The sequence below is a fragment of the Amycolatopsis sp. NBC_01480 genome, from assembly GCF_036227205.1.
In the GTDB taxonomy this organism is placed as follows: Bacteria; Actinomycetota; Actinomycetes; order Mycobacteriales; family Pseudonocardiaceae; genus Amycolatopsis.
This window is the reverse complement of sequence record NZ_CP109442.1, coordinates 997,643-1,012,713: the sequence shown is the minus strand read 5'-3', so window position 1 is coordinate 1,012,713 and position 15,071 is coordinate 997,643. Positions and strand designations below refer to the sequence as shown.

Below are 15,071 nucleotides of genomic sequence, written 5' to 3'. Positions count from 1 at the left end.
CCCGTGGGGGAGCGAGCTGATGACGGATCCTGCCCGGCCGCGCGCGACCGGCGACCGGTACAAGTGGACGGCGCTGACCAACACCACCGCCGCGGTCTTCATGTCCTCATTGGACGGTTCGATCGTACTGATCGCGCTGCCGGCGATCTTCCGCGGCGTGCACCTCGACCCGCTAGCGCCGGGCAACATCGCGTACCTGCTGTGGATGATCATGGGCTACCGGCTGGTCCAGGCCGTGCTGGTGGTCACGGTCGGCCGGCTGGGCGACATGTACGGCCGGGTCCGGATCTACAACGCCGGGTTCGCCGTGTTCACCGTCGCCTCGGTGCTGCTGTCGTTCGACCCGTTCGACGGCGGCCACGGGGCGATGTGGCTGATCGGCTGGCGGGTGCTGCAGGCGGTCGGCGGCTCGATGCTGACCGCGAACTCGGCCGCGATCCTGACCGACGCGTTCCCCGAGGAGCAACGCGGTTTCGCGCTCGGCATCAACCAGGTCGCCGGCCTGGCCGGGATGTTCATCGGCCTGGTCGCCGGGGACTGCTGTCGGCCTGGGACTGGCGGGCGGTGTTCTGGGTGAACGTGCCGGTCGGGGTGTTCTTCACGCTCTGGGCCTACCGCACCCTGCGTGATCCCGGGAAACGCGGCGGCGGCCGGATCGACTGGTGGGGCAACCTCACCTTCGCGGTCGGCCTCAGCGCGGTCCTGATCGCGGTCACCTTCGGCCTGCAGCCGTACCAGGGGCACACCATGGGCTGGACCAACCCGCTGGTCGAAGTCCTGATCGCCGGCGGGCTGATTCTCCTGGCGGCGTTCGTCGCGATCGAGAACCGCGTGGCCGCGCCGATGATCCAGCTGTCGCTCTTTCGCTTGCGGGCCTTCACTTTCGGCAACCTCGCCGGGCTGGCCGTCTCGATCGGCCGGGGCGGGATGCAGTTCGTGCTGATCATCTGGCTGCAGGGCATCTGGCTTCCGCTGCACGGCTACGACTACAGCGACACACCGCTGTGGGCCGGCATCTTCATGCTGCCGCTGACCGCCGGATTCCTCGCCGCGGGCCCGGTTTCCGGCTACCTGTCCGACCGGCTGGGCTCGCGCGGCCTGGCCACCAGCGGCGCGGTGCTGTTCGGCGCCAGCTTCCTCGGCCTGATGATCCTGCCGATCGACTTCGGCTACTGGGTTTTCGCCGTGCTGATCGCGCTCAACGGGATCGCCAGCGGGATGTTCGGCTCGCCCAACTCGTCCTCGATCATGGGCAGCGTGCCCGCGGCCTCGCGTGGGGTCGCGTCCGGAATGCGGGCTACTTTCCAGAATTCCGGCACCGCCGTCTCGATCGGACTGTTCTTCTCGCTGATGATCGCTGGGCTGGCGAGTAGCCTGCCGCACGCTCTCGCCAGCGGGCTGCACCAGCAAGGAGTTCCGGCCGGCGTCGCCGCGCAGGTCGGCAGCCTGCCGCCGGTCTCGTCGCTGTTCGCCGCGCAGCTGGGCGTGAACCCGATCCAGCACCTGCTCGAACCCAGCGGCACCCTGGCCCACCTGACCGCGGCACAGCAGCAGACCCTGACCGGACGCGAGTTCTTCCCGTCGCTGATCGCCGGCCCGTTCCACTCCGGACTGGTGATCGTGTTCGCTTTCGGGGCCGCCCTGGCCTTTCTCGCCGCGATCGCTTCGGCGTTGCGTGGCACCAAATCGGTTGTCAAGCAGCCACAGGAGAAACAACACTCATGACACTGACCACCATCGACCCCAGCCCCGCGCTGGTCGTGATCGACCTGCAGAAGGGCATCGTCGGCGACGATCCGATCTCCGCCGCCGTCGAGCAGGCGACCCGCCTGGCCGGCGAATTCCGGCGGCACGGCCTGCCCGTGGTCCTGGTGAACGTCACCGGGCGCCCGCCGGGCCGCACCGATCCCGGGCCTTCCCGCGGCGGCGCGATGGCGCCCGGCTGGGCCGACCTCATCGACGAACTCGACGTCCAGCCGTCCGATCACCTGATCACCAAACGGCGGCGGAGCGCGTTCCACGACACCGGCCTCGACACCCTCCTGCGGGACCTCGGCGTCACGCAGGTCGTACTCACCGGCATCTCGACCAGTTCGGGCGTCGAGTCGACCGCACGCTCGGCGTCCGATCACGGTTACCACGTCGTCCTGGCCACCGACGCGATGACCGATCCCGACGCCGAAGCCCACCGGCACAGCGTCGAGCGCGTTTTCCCCAAGCTCGGCGAAACCGCCACCACCGCCGAGATCCTCGGCCGAATCGAGGCAACCCGATGACTCTGCTCGGACAGCTCCTGAAGAACCGCAAGGCCGGCGAAACGCACATGGCGTGGCATCGGCCGCCGTTGCAGGGCCCCGAATCCCTGGCCCTCACGAGCAGGCACTTCGGCGACGGCGAGTCCATGCCGCTGGAGAACTGCGCCAAGAACATCGGCGGTGACGACCGGTCGCCCCAGCTGGCCTGGACGCCGCCGCCGGCCGGCACCGCCCAGCTGCTCCTGGTCGTCGAGGACATCGACGTGCCGCTCAGCAAGCCCGCCGTGCACTGCCTCGCGCTGATCGACCCGGCCGCCGGGTCGCTCGAACCCGGCGCCCTCAACGGACGGCAACCCGCGGCCGGCGTGCGGACGCTCCGTTCCACCATCGGCCGCGGCTACCACGGTCCCGCGCCGATCAAAGGCCATGGACCGCACCGTTACGTCTTCCAGCTGTTCGCGCTCGGGGCTGATGTGGACAATGCCGTCCTGGCGGCCCGGCCTCGGACGTTCCTGTCCGCGCTGACCGCACCCGTGCTCGGCCGCGCCCGGCTGACTGGTGTCTACGAACGCTGAGGTGTCCCCAGTGGACAGTCCTCAGCAGATCGAGGCGATGGAGGAAGCCCAGCCCCAGTAGGCGCCGTACTCGGCGAGGTTGCCGGCGTCGTTGAGGTGGAAGTTGTCCGGCAGCCACGGCGAGGGGTTGGGCAGCGTCGCGGACGCGGCGGGCGGGATGTACTGGCGGAGGTCCACCAGCGCGACCCCCTTGGCGACGGCGGTGTTGTAGATCTGGGTGGCGTACTCGTTCCAGGTGTGCGTCTGGGTGGGCGGGGACGACGGGGTCTTCGTCCACTTGAGCTCGGCGTAGATGGACAGCAGGATGGTCGCGTCCGGACGCGCGGCGCGCACGTTGTCGACCACCTTCGCGAAGTCGGTGGCGAACTGGGCCGGGTCCTTCTGGATCAGGTACTCGTTGCCGCCGAGGTCGATCACGACGAGGTCCGGCTGGGACTGGACCATGTCCGCGGTGGCGGTGGTGGTGTCGCTCCATCGGCCGCCGGGCAGGAAATCACTGGCCATGGCGCCATTGTGGGCTCGATTGTCCACTGTGGTGCCCCACTGCGCGTGCAGGTCGTTGGTGAACTTGGTGGTCCAGCCGTACTGAGTGGGCGAAGGCAGGTCGCGGCCGGCGGGGTAACCCGTGGTGCCGTAACCGGTGTCCGCGGAGGTGCCGATGATGGAGACGTTCGAGTGGTCCGCGCACCAGGCGGGCTTGGGTGCGGTGTCGGCCTGAGCCGAGGGCACCAGCCCGGCCCCCGTGGCCAGTCCGGCGATGAGAAGGGCGACGGCGGCGTACTTCGCGCTGAGTTTCACCTTCGCCGTATCGCTGACGGGTTTCGGAGTGTTAGCGGTTTATTTCGGCTCCTCGGCCGATGCGCCGCCGAGGGCTACGTCGAGCAGGTGCGCCAGCGTCGCCAGCTGGTCGCTGTCGAGGTTCGCGAACGGCGTCAGCTCGAGGGTGTGGCGCATGACTTCCGCGCGTACGCGGACGCCGTCCTCGGTCAGGACGAGCACGCGTGAGCGCCGGTCGGCCGGGTCCACAGTGCGCTCGACGAGCCCGCGGGCGATGAGCTGGCCGGCCAGGAAAGTCAGGTTGGGCGCGTTGCAGAACAGCCGCTCGGCCATCGCCTTCATCGACGCCGGCGGTTTGGCCGGATCGATGGCCCACAGCGCCGACGCGGTCGCGTAGGTGAGGCCGTGCTTGGCGAGCAGGGCCCCGATCCGGTCGCTGGTGAGCATGAAGATCTCGTGGTTGCCGCGCACCACGCGCTCCAGATCCGAACCGTCCATGTCCGCAGCCTAGTCATTTGCTTCGAGTCTTGAAGCTGTTAGAGTCGGGTTATGCTTCGAGGCTCGAAGTACTTGACCGGCCTCGACGCCCGAGAGATGGGGAAAAGTGACCGAGTACAGCGGAATCACGGCGCTGGTCACCGGCGCGTCGAAGGGGATCGGCACGGCCTATGCCCTCGAACTCGCGCGCCGCGGCGCGAACCTCGTGCTCGTCGCCCGGTCGGCCGACGCCCTCGAGCGCCTGGCGACTCGGATCCGCGAAGCACACGGCGTGCGGGTGGAGGTGATCGCCGCCGATCTCGGTGACCGGACGGGCCCGTCGCACGTCGCCGCGGAACTGCGCGCGCGGGACATCGATGTCGACCTGCTGCTCAACAACGCCGGTCTTGGCTCGGTGGGGCCGTTTCTCGACCGGCCGTTCGAGCAGCAGGCGCTTTCCGTGGACGTCAACATCAGCGGTCTGCTCGGGCTCACCCACCTGCTCGGCCAGGAAATGCGGGGCCGCGGGCGCGGCGGGATCATCAACGTCGCCTCGTCGGCCGCCTTCCAGCCCATGCCGTACCAGGCCGGCTACGCGGCGACGAAGGCGTTTGTCCTGTCGTTCAGCGAAGCCCTCGCGGAAGAGCTGAACGGGTCGGGAATCCGGGTGATGGCCGCGCATCCCGGCCCGGTCGCCACCGGCTTCTTCGACGGCACCACCGCCACCATGGACCCCCGCGCCACCGACACCCCCGAGGCAGTCGCCGCGGAAACCCTTGACGACTTCGCGCGCGGCAAGCACGCCTCCTACCCCGGCCGGGCGAGCAACCGGTGGAAAACCTGGGGCGCCCGGTTCCTGCCCCGCCGCCGCGTGGTCACGATCACCGCCGGGATCAACCGGAAAGCGGGCTTCGACCGGGTGTCGGATGCGCCGCCGAAGCCGGAGGTGCCGGCCTGATTTCCTTGCCTGCCAGATGGTCCGCGGACGCCACTCGAGCCGACCGGAGCAATGCGAGCGCTTCCTCCGAAGCAGACCCAGCAGGCGTCGTGCACACGATCAACGATTGTTCCGGTGAACGGGCGACCGCCAGCGTCTGCTGGGTCACCGTCACCATGCCGACGGCGGGATGGTGCAGTTCGTAGGACGCGGCGTCGCAGGGGAGGACGCGGTGGTCGGCCCACAGGGCGACGAACTCCGGGCTTTTCATGGTCAGCTCGCCGATCAGCTCCGCGAGCAGCGGGTCGTCCGGGTGCTTGCCGACGGCGATGCGCAGGTTGCCGACGACGGCGCGGGCCTTGCGTTTCCAGTCGGTGTACAGCTCGCGGCAATGTGGGTCGAGGAAGACCAGCCGGCTCATGTTCGGGCGCTGGGCCGGGGTTTCCGGGCCGGCGAAGTCCAGGTGGCCGGCCAGCAGCGCGTGGCCGAGGGCGTTCCAGGCCAGCACGTCCGTGCGCCGGCCGAGCACCAGCGCCGGGACGCCGTCGACGGCGCGCAGGAGGTCCCGCGTCTCGTCGGCGAGCTTTTCCGGGCGGGGACGGCGGACCCGGGGCATGTGGCGGGAGGCGCCGGCGAGCCGGTCGAGGTGGTCGCGCTCGTGGCCGTCGAGCCGCAGGGCGCGGGCGATCGCGTCGAGCACCTCGGCCGAGGCGCCGCGGGACAGGCCCTGCTCCAGCCGCGTGTAGTACGAGACGCTGACCCCCGCCAGCTGCGCCAGTTCTTCGCGACGCAGCCCGCTGACGCGCCGGCGCGGGCCGAGGTCACGCAGCCCGACGTCCTCGGGCCGCAGCCGCGCCCGCCGGGCTTGCAGGAAGTCGCCGAGCGGTCCAGGTCCGTCCATTCCCCCAGTATCCGCGGCACCGCCGGGCCCAGCCACACCCTCCGCGGGGTAGGACAACGCGGGAGTGGCTCGTGCCCGCCGCCGGCGTCCAGGCTCGGTCTCAGCCACCGAAACCGAGGACGGGACCACATGGAGCAGCTCACCCTGGGAGACGTCACGGTCACCCGGATCAAGGAGTTCTACGGCTCGGTCGAAATGACCCCGGGCCAGTTCTTCCCGGATCACCCCGAAGGCGCGGCCGACGAGCACCGCGGCCTGCTGGCGCCGGACTTCTGGAACCCGGAGACCGGCGAGTGCCAGTCGGCGATCCAGTCCTGGCTGCTGCGCAGCGAGGGCCGCACGATCCTCGTCGACACCGGCGTCGGCAACCACAAGGAACGGCCTTACGCGCCGGTGTGGAGCCGCCGCGACACCGCCTACCTGGACAATCTCGCCGCCGCCGGGGTCCGGCCCGAGGACGTCGACGTGGTGGTCAACACCCACCTGCACATCGACCACGTCGGCTGGAACACCCGGCTCGACGGCCGCGCCTGGGTGCCGACCTTCCCGAACGCGACGTACCTGATGACCCGCCAGGACTTCGAGTTCTGGGACCCGGCCAACGAGTACGAGACGGTGTTCGGCCGCGGCAACCAGAACGTCTTCGAGGACAGCGTGACGCCGGTCCACCAGGCGGGGCTGGCGCACCGGTGGGACGGGTCGTACCGGATCGACAAGAACCTGCGCCTCGACCTGGCGCCCGGCCACACCCCCGGCTCGTCGGTGCTCACGCTGGAATCCGGCGGCGACCGGGCCCTGTTCGTCGGGGATCTGGTGCACAGCCCGTTGCAGATCGTGGCGCCGGAGACCAATTCCTGCTTCTGCGAGGACCCGGCCGAGGCACGGGCCACGCGGCACAAGCTGCTGGGCCAGGCCGCCGAGAATGGCGCGCTTGTTTTCCCCGCGCACTTCGGTGGACAGGGAGCCGCGCAGGTCGAGCGGGACGGGTCGAAGTTCGTCGTCAAGGAGTGGGCGGGCTTCTCCCGCATCGCTTGATTCCTGGAAAGGATTTTCGTGTCCCAGCAAGCAAATCCGATCGTCGAGACCCCGGCGGGCACCGTGCGCGGCGGACGTGACGAGTCCGGCGAGTTCTACCGCGCCATCCCGTACGCGGCGGCCCGGGTCGGCGCCGGCCGGTTCGCCCCGCCCGCGCCGCACCCGGGCTGGTCCGGTGACCGAGATGGCACGGCGCCTTCGCCGACGGCGCCCCAGCCGGTCCGCGATTTCGGCCGGCTCGACATGACCCCGTATTTCGGGCCCGGCTGGGTGCGGGGTGAGGAGTACCTGACCGTCGACGTCCGCACGCCCGCCGCCGACGGAAACCGGCGTCCCGTCATGGTTTTCGTGCACGGCGGCGGTTTTGTCACCGGCTCGGCCCGCGCCGCGCTCTACGACGGCAGCGCGTTCGCCCGCGACGGCGTTGTTCTTGTGACGGTGAACTACCGCGTCGGCATCCCCGGATTCCTCGACCTGGACGGTGCCCCGCCCAACCGTGGGCTGCTCGACGTGCTCGCCGCACTCGGCTGGGTGCGGGACACCATCGCGGTCTTCGGCGGCGACCCGGGCAACGTCACCGTCTTCGGCCAGTCCGCGGGCGCCACCCTCACCGGCGCACTGCTCGCGACGCCGGAAGCCAAGGGGTTGTTCCGGCGGGCGATCGTCCAGAGCGGCAACGGCACCGGCGCGTTCACCCCGGAGCAGGCGCGCCGCGTCACCGCCGCGGCGGCCGCCGCACTGGGCGTCGAACCGGTCGCCGAGGCGTTCGCACCGATCCCGGACGAGCGTTTCCTGGCGATCCTGCCGACGCTGGCGGGCCTCGATCTACGCACCGAAACTGCCACGGACCCGCTCGCCGGACTGAGCCCGTTCAGCCTGGTCCTCCCGGTCCAGCCCGCCGACGGTCTCGCCGCCGGCCCGGCCCCCGACGTCGGTCTGCTGCTCGGCACCAACACCGAGGAGGGCAACCTTTACCTGGTGCCGCAAGGAAAGCTGGGGTCTTCCGCAGCGCTGGGTGAGACCCTGTTCGGGGCCGGGACCGCGCGTCTGGCGCAGGCCCACGCGCGGATCTCGGACGGTCGCACGCACCTCTACTCGTTCGGCTACCGCTCGACGGCTTTGGACGGACGGCTCGGCGCGGCTCACACCGTGGAGCTGCCGTTTGTCTTCGACCTCGCCGAAAAGCCTTGGCTGCACGGCGAAACGGGCCTGCTCGGCCCCGATCCCGTCCCGCCCGGCCTCGCCGCCCGGATGCACGCGGCCTGGATCGCGTTCGCCCGCACCGGCGACCCGGGCTGGCCCGCGTACGACCCGCAACGGCCCGTGGCGGAGCTCTTCACCGCGTCGCGGAACCACGTCAGACGAACAGGTTCAGCACCAGGAGCATGACCAGCCCCAGGACGCTGACCAGCGTCTGCACCGTGGTGTGCAGCTTCGTGGCCTGGCCCATCGACATGCCGAAGGATTCCTTCACCAGCCAGAAACCCGCGTGGTTGACGTAGTTCAGGCCGATCGAGCCGGCGCCGATGGCGACCACGACCATCGAGGTGTACCAGCTGCCGCCGGCCGTCAGGAGGGGCGCGACGATGCCGGTCGAGGACACGATCCCGACTGTCGCCGAGCCGGTGGAGGCGGACAGGATCAGCGCCAGCAGCCAGCCGAGCACCAGCACGCTGATGCTGAGCCCGGCGGCCGCGGAGCCGACCGCGTCGCTGATGCCCGAGTCCTGCAGCACCTCGTTGAACGCGCCGCCGCCGCCGATGATGAGCAGGATGCCGACGACCGGCTTCAGGCTGTCCGCGAGGGACCGCCGGACGGACTCGCCGTCGCGGCCGCGCAGCAGGGCGAGGGCGAACAGCGCGAACAGGAAACCGGCCAGCATGGCGATGACGGGCTCGCCGAGCAGCACCGCGGCGGAGCGGACCCCGTTGCCGTTCGGCAGGACGATCTCGGCCAGCGTCCGCAGGAGCATCAGGGCGACCGGCACCAGGATGGCCACGACCGCGGTCCGCGTCGGCACCGCCCGGCGGCGGGTGCCGGTGCCGGCTTCCCGCGCGGGCACGCCGGCCCCGGCCAGGTCGCGTCCGCCGTCGCGCTCCTCGAGGGCGCCGCGGTGGGTGAACTGGTCCACCAGGGCCCGGTCCGGCTCGATGCTCAGCCGGGCCGAGAGCCAGCGGCCGAAGACGGGACCGGCGAGGATCACCGTCGGCACGGCGCAGACCAGGCCGACCAGGATGGTCTTGCCCAGGTCGGCGTGCAGCCCGGACACCGCGATCAGCGGGCCGGGATGCGGCGGCACCATGCCGTGCAGGGTGGCCAGCGCGGCGATGGTCGGCGTCGCGAGCAGGGTGTAGGACGAGGTCTTGGCCGCGCCGCTCAGCCGGAGCCGCTCGGCGACGCTGAACACGAGCGGCAGCAGCACGATCAGGCCGACCTCGAAGAACATCGGGATCCCGATGATGAACGCGGCCAGCGTCATCAGCCACGGCAGCGTCCGCGGCGTCGACCGGGCCACCACCGTGGCCGCGATCCGGTCCGTGGCCCCGGAATCGGCGAGGAGGCGGCCGAGCATCGTGCCCAGCGCCAGCGTGACGCCGACGTTGCCGAGGATGTCGCCCGCCCCGGTCTCCATCGACTTGGCGACCGAGCCCGCGGGCTCCCCGGCGGCCAGGCCCGCGACCAGCGACACCACCAGCAGCGCGACGAAGGGGTGCAGCCGCAACCGCGAGTTGATCAACGTCACCAGCAGCCCGATGGCCGCCACCAGGAGCACCAACAGGAACCACGTGTGCTCGCCCAACGCGAAAGCCTCCGCTTCTTGACCACGGCGGCTGTCGGAGAGGAGAGCGGCGCCGCCCACTGGAACCGATTCCGGAACCGGTTCCGGAGTCTGGCACCCCGAGCCGGACGCGGTCAAGCCCGGCCGGGATCCGGCCGCGATCAGGCTGCGCTCCCGGCCGCGATCAGGCGGGGTTACGGCGCGGTCGAGCCCCGTACGACCAGCTCGGCGGCCAGCTCGACCATCACCGGCGGCGCGATGACCTGCTCGATCGTGTCGACGAGCACGTCGACCGCCCGGGCGCCGAGGAGTTCGTGGGGCAGCCGCAAGACCGTGACCGGGGGCTCGGCGTGGCGAAGCAGGTCACCGTCGCCGTAAGCGATCACCGACACGTCTCGCGGGACGGAGGCCTTCATCCGGCGCAACGCCCGCAACGCGGTCACGGCCAGCGGCCCCGTGCCGGCGAACAGGCCGTCGACGGGACGCAGGAACGACCGCAGGTCAACGGTTTCCGCCGGATCGAGGCTCAGCACCCGGGCGTCCGGGACCGGGTGGCCGGCCTCCGCGCAGGTGTCGCGGAATCCCTGCGCCAGCGCCGTGGTGCTCGCCGTGCGCACGGGCGGGACCAGCACGGCCAGCGACGTCCGGCCTTCGTCCAGCAACCGGCGGGCGGCGGTGCGGCCGGCGGTCCACAACGCGGTGCGCACGATGGTGCCGTCGGCGTGGGTCAGCTCTTCGTCGACCAGGACGGCGGGCAGGGGGTGGCCGTCCTCGTGCGAGGGGGTGGGTACGGAGCGCTCCAGGCCGATCAGGAGCACCCCGTCGATGGTGAGCCCGGTCAGGTCCTCAGCCAGCCGCCGGCCGTCGAAATCGGGTCCGACGGTGTGCAGAATTAAGTGATAGCCCCGTTTCCGGGCCTGTTCGGCCGCGCCGCGCAGGATCGGCTCCCAGCCGTGGACGCCGGTCGGAACGACGGCGCCGAGCAATTGCCGCCGCCCGGTGCGCAGGCTCTGGGCGGCCCGGTTCGGCCGGTAGCCCAGGTCCGCGGCGACCTCCTGGATCCTCGCCCGCGTCGCCGCGCCGACGTCGTGCTGCTCGGCCGACAACGCGCGCGACGCGGTCGCTTTGGCCACCCCCGCTGCCTTCGCGACATCCGCGAGCGACACACGCCGCATGTGCTGACCCCCTGCCGACCGGAACCGATTCCGCCAGTTTCGCACATCCCGGCCCGTGGCGGCAGAAAGCCGTTCCCGCCGGCGAGATCTCGCTAAACTCGCTTCGACGGGTCTGGCCGGGCAAGCGGGGGACGGGCATGCGGCGTTTCGGTTCGATGGTGCTGACGGTTGTGGCGGGTCGGCGCGAACCGTGCGCCCGACCTGTGGCGCGTGCCGTTCGACCCGAAGCACCCGGCGACGACGCCCAGCACCCTTAACTCGGACAGCGCCGGCGTCCGGCAGGCCCTCGCCGAGGCGGTGCAGGGGATGGCGGACCTCGACGTCCCGCTCGACGCGCCGCTTTCCGCCGCCCAGCAGACCACGGTCGGCGGGCCGGCGGTCCCGGTGCCCGGCTGCACCGGCGCGGAGGGCTGTTACAACGTCGTCGGCCGGGCCGACCCGCTCGGCGCCGACGGCCGTTTCGCACCGGTGACGTTCGGTTCGAGCTTCGTGATGGCGACCGAGCTGACCGCCGCCGGCCCGCGCACGTCGACGCTGCTCACGTACTCGGAGTCCGCCGATCCGACCTCGCCGCACCACAACGACCAGACGGTGTTGTTCTCCCGCAAGCAGTGGGTGGCCGAGCGCTACAGCGAGGACCAGATCCGCCGTTCGCCGCAGCTGCGGACGGCGGTGGTGGCGGGGCGCTAGGCGTTTCATCGAGAGTTCATTGGCCTGCCCTTCCCTTTGCGGAGACGCCGGGCTGCCCGGCGTGGTGAACAAACGGCATCACGGTCTCCGACGGTCTCGGCGTGAGCGAGTACCAGAGCCCGTGCGGGCCATTGTGGACACACGACGGCGCGGACCTGGGCTACCTGAGCATGTGGGCCACCAGCCCGGCGTCGCGGACCTGAAAACCGGGGTGGCCGACGCGTTCAGCGCGGCCCGGTAGCCGCCCGCCCGCAGTACAGTTCGCGCCAGGAGAGTTCGCACCCACGGGAGCTGGCACCATGGCCGATGACCACTACGACGTGATCGTGATAGGCACCAGCCAGGGCGGCCGCTTCCTGCCCCTCGAGCTGGCGAAGGCCGGCCGCCGGGTGGCGCTGGTCGAGCGCGGCCCGCTCGGCGGCGTCTGCGTCAACACCGGCTGTACCCCGACCAAAACGATGATCGCCAGTGCCCGCCTCGCCTACCAGGCGCGCCGCGGGGCGGAGTACGGCGTGCGCACCGGTCCGGTCTCGGTGGACCTGGCGGCGGTGCGGGAGCGCAAACGGGACATGGTCACCGGCGCCCGGGCGGGTTACGCGGGCCGGCTGGAGCTGGACGGGCTCGACGTGATCGCCGGCGAAGCCCGTTTCACCGGGCCGAAAACCGTCGAAGTCGAGTTGACCGAAGGCCGGTTGCGGCAGCTGAGCGCGCCGGTGATCGTCATCGACGCGGGCACCCGGCCGAGGCCGTTGGAGATCGACGGGGCGGCCGACGTGCCGGTGCTCGATTCGACGTCGATCATGGAGCTGGACGAGGTCCCGGAGCACCTGATCGTGCTCGGCGGCGGCTACATCTCCCCGGAGTTCGGCCAGATGTTTCGCCGGTTCGGCAGTGAGGTCACCATCGTCCAGCACGGCCCGCGCCTGATGCGGGCCGAGGACGACGACGTCTCGGACGCGGTCGCCGGAATCCTGCGCGGCGAGGGGATCACGGTGCTGACCTCGGCGACGCCGGTCCGGGCCGAACCGGCCGGCGAGGGCCGCCTGCGGCTGACCGTGCGCACCGAGGACGGTGAGCGGCAGTTGGAAGGCTCACACCTGCTGTCGGCCATCGGCCGGATCCCGAACACCGAGGCACTCACCCTCGGGGAAGCGGGCATCGGGCTCGATGAGCGCGGTTTCATCGAGGTCGACGAGCACCTGGAGACCACCGTCCCCGGTGTGTACGCGATGGGGGACATCACCGGCGGCGCGTCGTTCACCCACTCCTCCTACGACGACTACCGCGTCCTGCGCGCCCAGCTTCTCAAGGGGGAGAAGGCAAGCACGCGTGATCGGCTCGTCCCGCACGCGGTCTTCATCGACCCGCAGCTCGGCCGCGTCGGCCTCACCGAGCGCGAGGCCCTGGCGCAGGGGCGGGAGATCCGGGTGGCGAAGCTGCCGATGAACGCGGTCGTCCGGGCCCTCGAAACCGGCGAGACGCGTGGCTTCATGAAGGCCGTCGTCGACGCCGACACCGGGGAGATCCTCGGCTTCGCGGTCCTCGGCAGCGAAGGAGGCGAGATCATGACCATGGTCCAGGTCGCCATGCTGGGCAAGCTCACCGCCACCGACCTGGCGGACGCGATCTTCACGCACCCGCTGCTGGCGGAGGGCCTGAACACCCTCTTCTCGCTGTTCGAAGAGTGAGCTAACGCTTGGCTCAGAGCAAGAAGGCACCACCGGCGGCAACGGCGAGATCGGGACCGAAGGCGGCGCCCGGGGTGTAGGCGCCCGGCTTGCCCTCGCCCCGGGAGAGCCGGACGGCCACCTCGGTGGCGACGTCGGCGGTGAAGTCCATGCCGTCGTCGGCGCGCAGCCAGCCTTCGCGGCTGGTGCCGTCCGGCCAGGTGACGACCGCGTGGCCCCAGGAGTGCTCGCGGGGCCGGGCGGCTGCCTTGATCGGCATACGCGCCATCCGGCTGATGGCGAAACGTCGCAGCGCCGGAACGGAAAGCAGCACCCCGAGCAGGGGCAGCGCCGCCCGCAGGGCCGGCGCGGTCGGCACCAGCGCGGAGGTGACGGTGACCGAAGGCGCGCCACTCGCCCGTTGCGCGGCCAGCAACTCACCGGACGGGGCGCTCGCGGACTTCGCGGTCTGTCCGTCGGGCAGCGTGAACGTCTGCGCATCTGCACCGAGTCGCGTTTTGACCAGGCGACCGTCGGCATAACGACGCCCGCCGGTGGTCAGCACGTCGACGGACGACGCGGCGAAGGCGCCCATCACCCCGGCTTCGGTGGCCACCGAGGCCAGCGCGTCGACGCGCACTTTCTGCGGGGTGGGACGGTCTTCGCAGAGCTTCATCACGACGGATTCCGTTGCCAGCACACCGAATCCGGCACCGGTGACGAACGTGCTGCCCGCGGCGACGGCGTCCTCGTGCAGGTCGAGCAGCCGGGGGATGGCGGTCAGATCCGCGGCCAGGTCGACGTAGTGGCCGCCGGGCAGGCAGGCGCGCGCGATCGCCGCGGAGGTGTCGGCGTAATCACCAATGGTGTTGACGACTACCGCGGGCCGCTCCCGCGCGATCTGCTCCGTGAGGTTCTCGGCGACCACGACTTTCGCTTCTTGGCTCGCCTCGACCTTGCGCAGCCGTTCACGATCGCGCCCGACCAGCACCGGCGTGATACCCCGCTCGGCCAGGCGGGCGACGACCGCGCGGCCGATCCGGCCGGTGGCCCCGAGGACCCAGACCTCGCCGTTTCCTGCGTTTTGTGTCATCGGTGGTCCCCTTCGGTTAGTGACGTCTCAGTGTGTCGTCACCCGAGGCTAGCACGAGTGACGACACACTGAGGCATCACTTGCTACCCTCGTGGGGTGGCGAGATGGGATCCCGGAACCGAAGAGCGCCTGACCAAGGCCGCATTGGAGCTGTACGGCGAGCACGGGTACGACAACGTGACCGTGACGCAGATCGCCGAACGCGCGGGGATCACGCGGCGCTCGTACTTCCGGTACTTCCCCGACAAGCGCGAAGTCCTCTTCGCGGGCTCGGACCGTCTGCCCGTCGCGGTAGCCGACGCCGTCCTCGCCTCCGACGTATCCGAGTCGCCGCTCTCAGCGGTCCTCGACGCGGTCGGCCGGGTCGGCGCGCAGCTCGTTGAACTCGTCGAGGGTTCGGGGGCGCGTCGGGCTGTGATCGCGTGCAGTGTGGAGCTTCAGGAGCGTGAGCGGACGAAGTTCGCGGCGGTCACTGCTGCGATTCGTGATGCGCTTGAGCAGCGTGGTGTCGAGTCCGCGCGGGCTCGATTGGTGGCTCAGGTTGCGGTGGTGGTGTTCCAGAATGCCTTTGACCAGTGGGTGGACGGCCGTGGGAAGCGCGACTTCGGGTCCTGTTTGGACGCGGTCTCGGCCTCGCTCCGGGACACGGTGGCCGGGCCGCGCTGAGTGCGCTGGTGCTGTGAATCGAAAGGTTGACGGGCTCTCTGGCC

General features: G+C 70.8%; 16 protein-coding genes. 10 read left to right on the top strand and 6 right to left on the bottom strand.

Annotation, left to right across the window (positions count from 1 at the left end; genetic code table 11):
• Positions 1-19 precede the first annotated feature (19 nt).
• Genes OG371_RS04740 through OG371_RS04725 form a run of 4 tightly spaced genes read left to right on the top strand, consistent with a single transcriptional unit; the run spans position 20 to position 2,830 of the window.
• On the top strand, positions 20-577 hold the full coding sequence (locus OG371_RS04740; RefSeq protein WP_329065904.1) for an MFS transporter: 558 nt from the start codon (positions 20-22) through the stop codon (positions 575-577).
• On the top strand, positions 574-1,725 hold the full coding sequence (locus OG371_RS04735; RefSeq protein ID WP_329065902.1) for an MFS transporter: 1,152 nt from the start codon (positions 574-576) through the stop codon (positions 1,723-1,725). Before OG371_RS04740 ends, OG371_RS04735 begins: the two co-directional genes overlap by 4 nt.
• Positions 1,722-2,276 (top strand): isochorismatase family cysteine hydrolase, encoded by a 555-nt coding sequence (locus OG371_RS04730; protein ID WP_329065899.1) that lies wholly within the window; start codon positions 1,722-1,724, stop codon positions 2,274-2,276. The genes OG371_RS04735 and OG371_RS04730 overlap by 4 nt, the downstream gene beginning before the upstream one ends.
• Positions 2,273-2,830: a YbhB/YbcL family Raf kinase inhibitor-like protein gene (locus OG371_RS04725; RefSeq protein ID WP_329065897.1), complete on the top strand. Its 558-nt coding sequence runs from the start codon at positions 2,273-2,275 to the stop codon at positions 2,828-2,830. The genes OG371_RS04730 and OG371_RS04725 overlap by 4 nt, the downstream gene beginning before the upstream one ends.
• Positions 2,831-2,851: 21 nt before the next feature.
• Here OG371_RS04725 and OG371_RS04720 read toward each other — a convergent pair whose 3' ends face one another.
• Positions 2,852-3,628: an SGNH/GDSL hydrolase family protein gene (locus tag OG371_RS04720; RefSeq protein ID WP_329065895.1), complete on the bottom strand. Its 777-nt coding sequence runs from the start codon at positions 3,626-3,628 to the stop codon at positions 2,852-2,854.
• A gap of 39 nt (positions 3,629-3,667) precedes the next feature.
• Positions 3,668-4,105 (bottom strand): MarR family winged helix-turn-helix transcriptional regulator, encoded by a 438-nt coding sequence (locus tag OG371_RS04715; RefSeq protein WP_329065893.1) that lies wholly within the window; start codon positions 4,103-4,105, stop codon positions 3,668-3,670.
• A gap of 106 nt (positions 4,106-4,211) precedes the next feature.
• On the opposite strand from OG371_RS04715, the gene OG371_RS04710 reads away from it, so the two are divergent.
• Positions 4,212-5,042, top strand: coding sequence for an SDR family NAD(P)-dependent oxidoreductase (locus tag OG371_RS04710; protein WP_329065891.1), 831 nt, complete (start codon positions 4,212-4,214; stop codon positions 5,040-5,042).
• Here OG371_RS04710 and OG371_RS04705 read toward each other — a convergent pair.
• Positions 4,978-5,922: a helix-turn-helix domain-containing protein gene (locus tag OG371_RS04705; protein WP_329065889.1), complete on the bottom strand. Its 945-nt coding sequence runs from the start codon at positions 5,920-5,922 to the stop codon at positions 4,978-4,980. The genes OG371_RS04710 and OG371_RS04705 overlap by 65 nt on opposite strands.
• Before the next feature lie 129 nt (positions 5,923-6,051).
• Between OG371_RS04705 and OG371_RS04700 the strand changes: the two genes are divergently transcribed.
• Positions 6,052-6,957: an MBL fold metallo-hydrolase gene (locus tag OG371_RS04700; protein WP_329065887.1), complete on the top strand. Its 906-nt coding sequence runs from the start codon at positions 6,052-6,054 to the stop codon at positions 6,955-6,957.
• An 18-nt stretch (positions 6,958-6,975) separates the two neighbouring features.
• Entirely contained in the window at positions 6,976-8,346 is a 1,371-nt protein-coding gene (locus tag OG371_RS04695; protein ID WP_329065885.1) for a carboxylesterase/lipase family protein, read from the top strand.
• On the opposite strand, the gene OG371_RS04690 is transcribed toward OG371_RS04695, so the two are convergent.
• Together OG371_RS04690 and OG371_RS04685 are read right to left on the bottom strand one after the other, a co-directional pair.
• Positions 8,315-9,757: a GntP family permease gene (locus OG371_RS04690; protein ID WP_329065883.1), complete on the bottom strand. Its 1,443-nt coding sequence runs from the start codon at positions 9,755-9,757 to the stop codon at positions 8,315-8,317. The two genes, OG371_RS04695 and OG371_RS04690, sit on opposite strands and share 32 nt — an antisense overlap.
• Before the next feature lie 173 nt (positions 9,758-9,930).
• Positions 9,931-10,911 (bottom strand): LacI family DNA-binding transcriptional regulator, encoded by a 981-nt coding sequence (locus tag OG371_RS04685; protein WP_329065882.1) that lies wholly within the window; start codon positions 10,909-10,911, stop codon positions 9,931-9,933.
• Positions 10,912-11,079: 168 nt separating this feature from the next.
• On the opposite strand from OG371_RS04685, the gene OG371_RS04680 reads away from it, so the two are divergent.
• Entirely contained in the window at positions 11,080-11,601 is a 522-nt protein-coding gene (locus tag OG371_RS04680) for a penicillin acylase family protein (RefSeq protein ID WP_329065880.1), read from the top strand.
• 299 nt (positions 11,602-11,900) lie between these two features.
• Entirely contained in the window at positions 11,901-13,289 is a 1,389-nt protein-coding gene (locus OG371_RS04675; RefSeq protein ID WP_329065878.1) for a mercuric reductase, read from the top strand.
• A gap of 13 nt (positions 13,290-13,302) precedes the next feature.
• Here the strand turns inward: OG371_RS04675 and OG371_RS04670 are convergent, their stop codons facing one another.
• Positions 13,303-14,361: a saccharopine dehydrogenase NADP-binding domain-containing protein gene (locus OG371_RS04670; protein WP_329065876.1), complete on the bottom strand. Its 1,059-nt coding sequence runs from the start codon at positions 14,359-14,361 to the stop codon at positions 13,303-13,305.
• A 144-nt stretch (positions 14,362-14,505) separates the two neighbouring features.
• Between OG371_RS04670 and OG371_RS04665 the strand changes: the two genes are divergently transcribed.
• Positions 14,506-15,027: a TetR/AcrR family transcriptional regulator gene (locus OG371_RS04665; protein WP_329065874.1), complete on the top strand. Its 522-nt coding sequence runs from the start codon at positions 14,506-14,508 to the stop codon at positions 15,025-15,027.
• The last annotated feature ends 44 nt before the right edge of the window (positions 15,028-15,071 follow it).

What these genes read in the sequence shown, in the direction of transcription:
- OG371_RS04740 (WP_329065904.1), top strand. Translation starts at nt 20, where the DNA reads ATGACGGATCCTGCCCGGCCGCGCGCGACCGGCGACCGGTACAAGTGG.
- OG371_RS04730 (WP_329065899.1), top strand. Translation starts at nt 1,722, where the DNA reads ATGACACTGACCACCATCGACCCCAGCCCCGCGCTGGTCGTGATCGAC.
- OG371_RS04725 (WP_329065897.1), top strand. Translation starts at nt 2,273, where the DNA reads ATGACTCTGCTCGGACAGCTCCTGAAGAACCGCAAGGCCGGCGAAACG.
- OG371_RS04715 (WP_329065893.1), bottom strand. Translation starts at nt 4,105, where the DNA reads ATGGACGGTTCGGATCTGGAGCGCGTGGTGCGCGGCAACCACGAGATC.
- OG371_RS04705 (WP_329065889.1), bottom strand. Translation starts at nt 5,922, where the DNA reads ATGGACGGACCTGGACCGCTCGGCGACTTCCTGCAAGCCCGGCGGGCG.
- OG371_RS04700 (WP_329065887.1), top strand. Translation starts at nt 6,052, where the DNA reads ATGGAGCAGCTCACCCTGGGAGACGTCACGGTCACCCGGATCAAGGAG.
- OG371_RS04685 (WP_329065882.1), bottom strand. Translation starts at nt 10,911, where the DNA reads ATGCGGCGTGTGTCGCTCGCGGATGTCGCGAAGGCAGCGGGGGTGGCC.
- OG371_RS04675 (WP_329065878.1), top strand. Translation starts at nt 11,901, where the DNA reads ATGGCCGATGACCACTACGACGTGATCGTGATAGGCACCAGCCAGGGC.
- OG371_RS04670 (WP_329065876.1), bottom strand. Translation starts at nt 14,361, where the DNA reads ATGACACAAAACGCAGGAAACGGCGAGGTCTGGGTCCTCGGGGCCACC.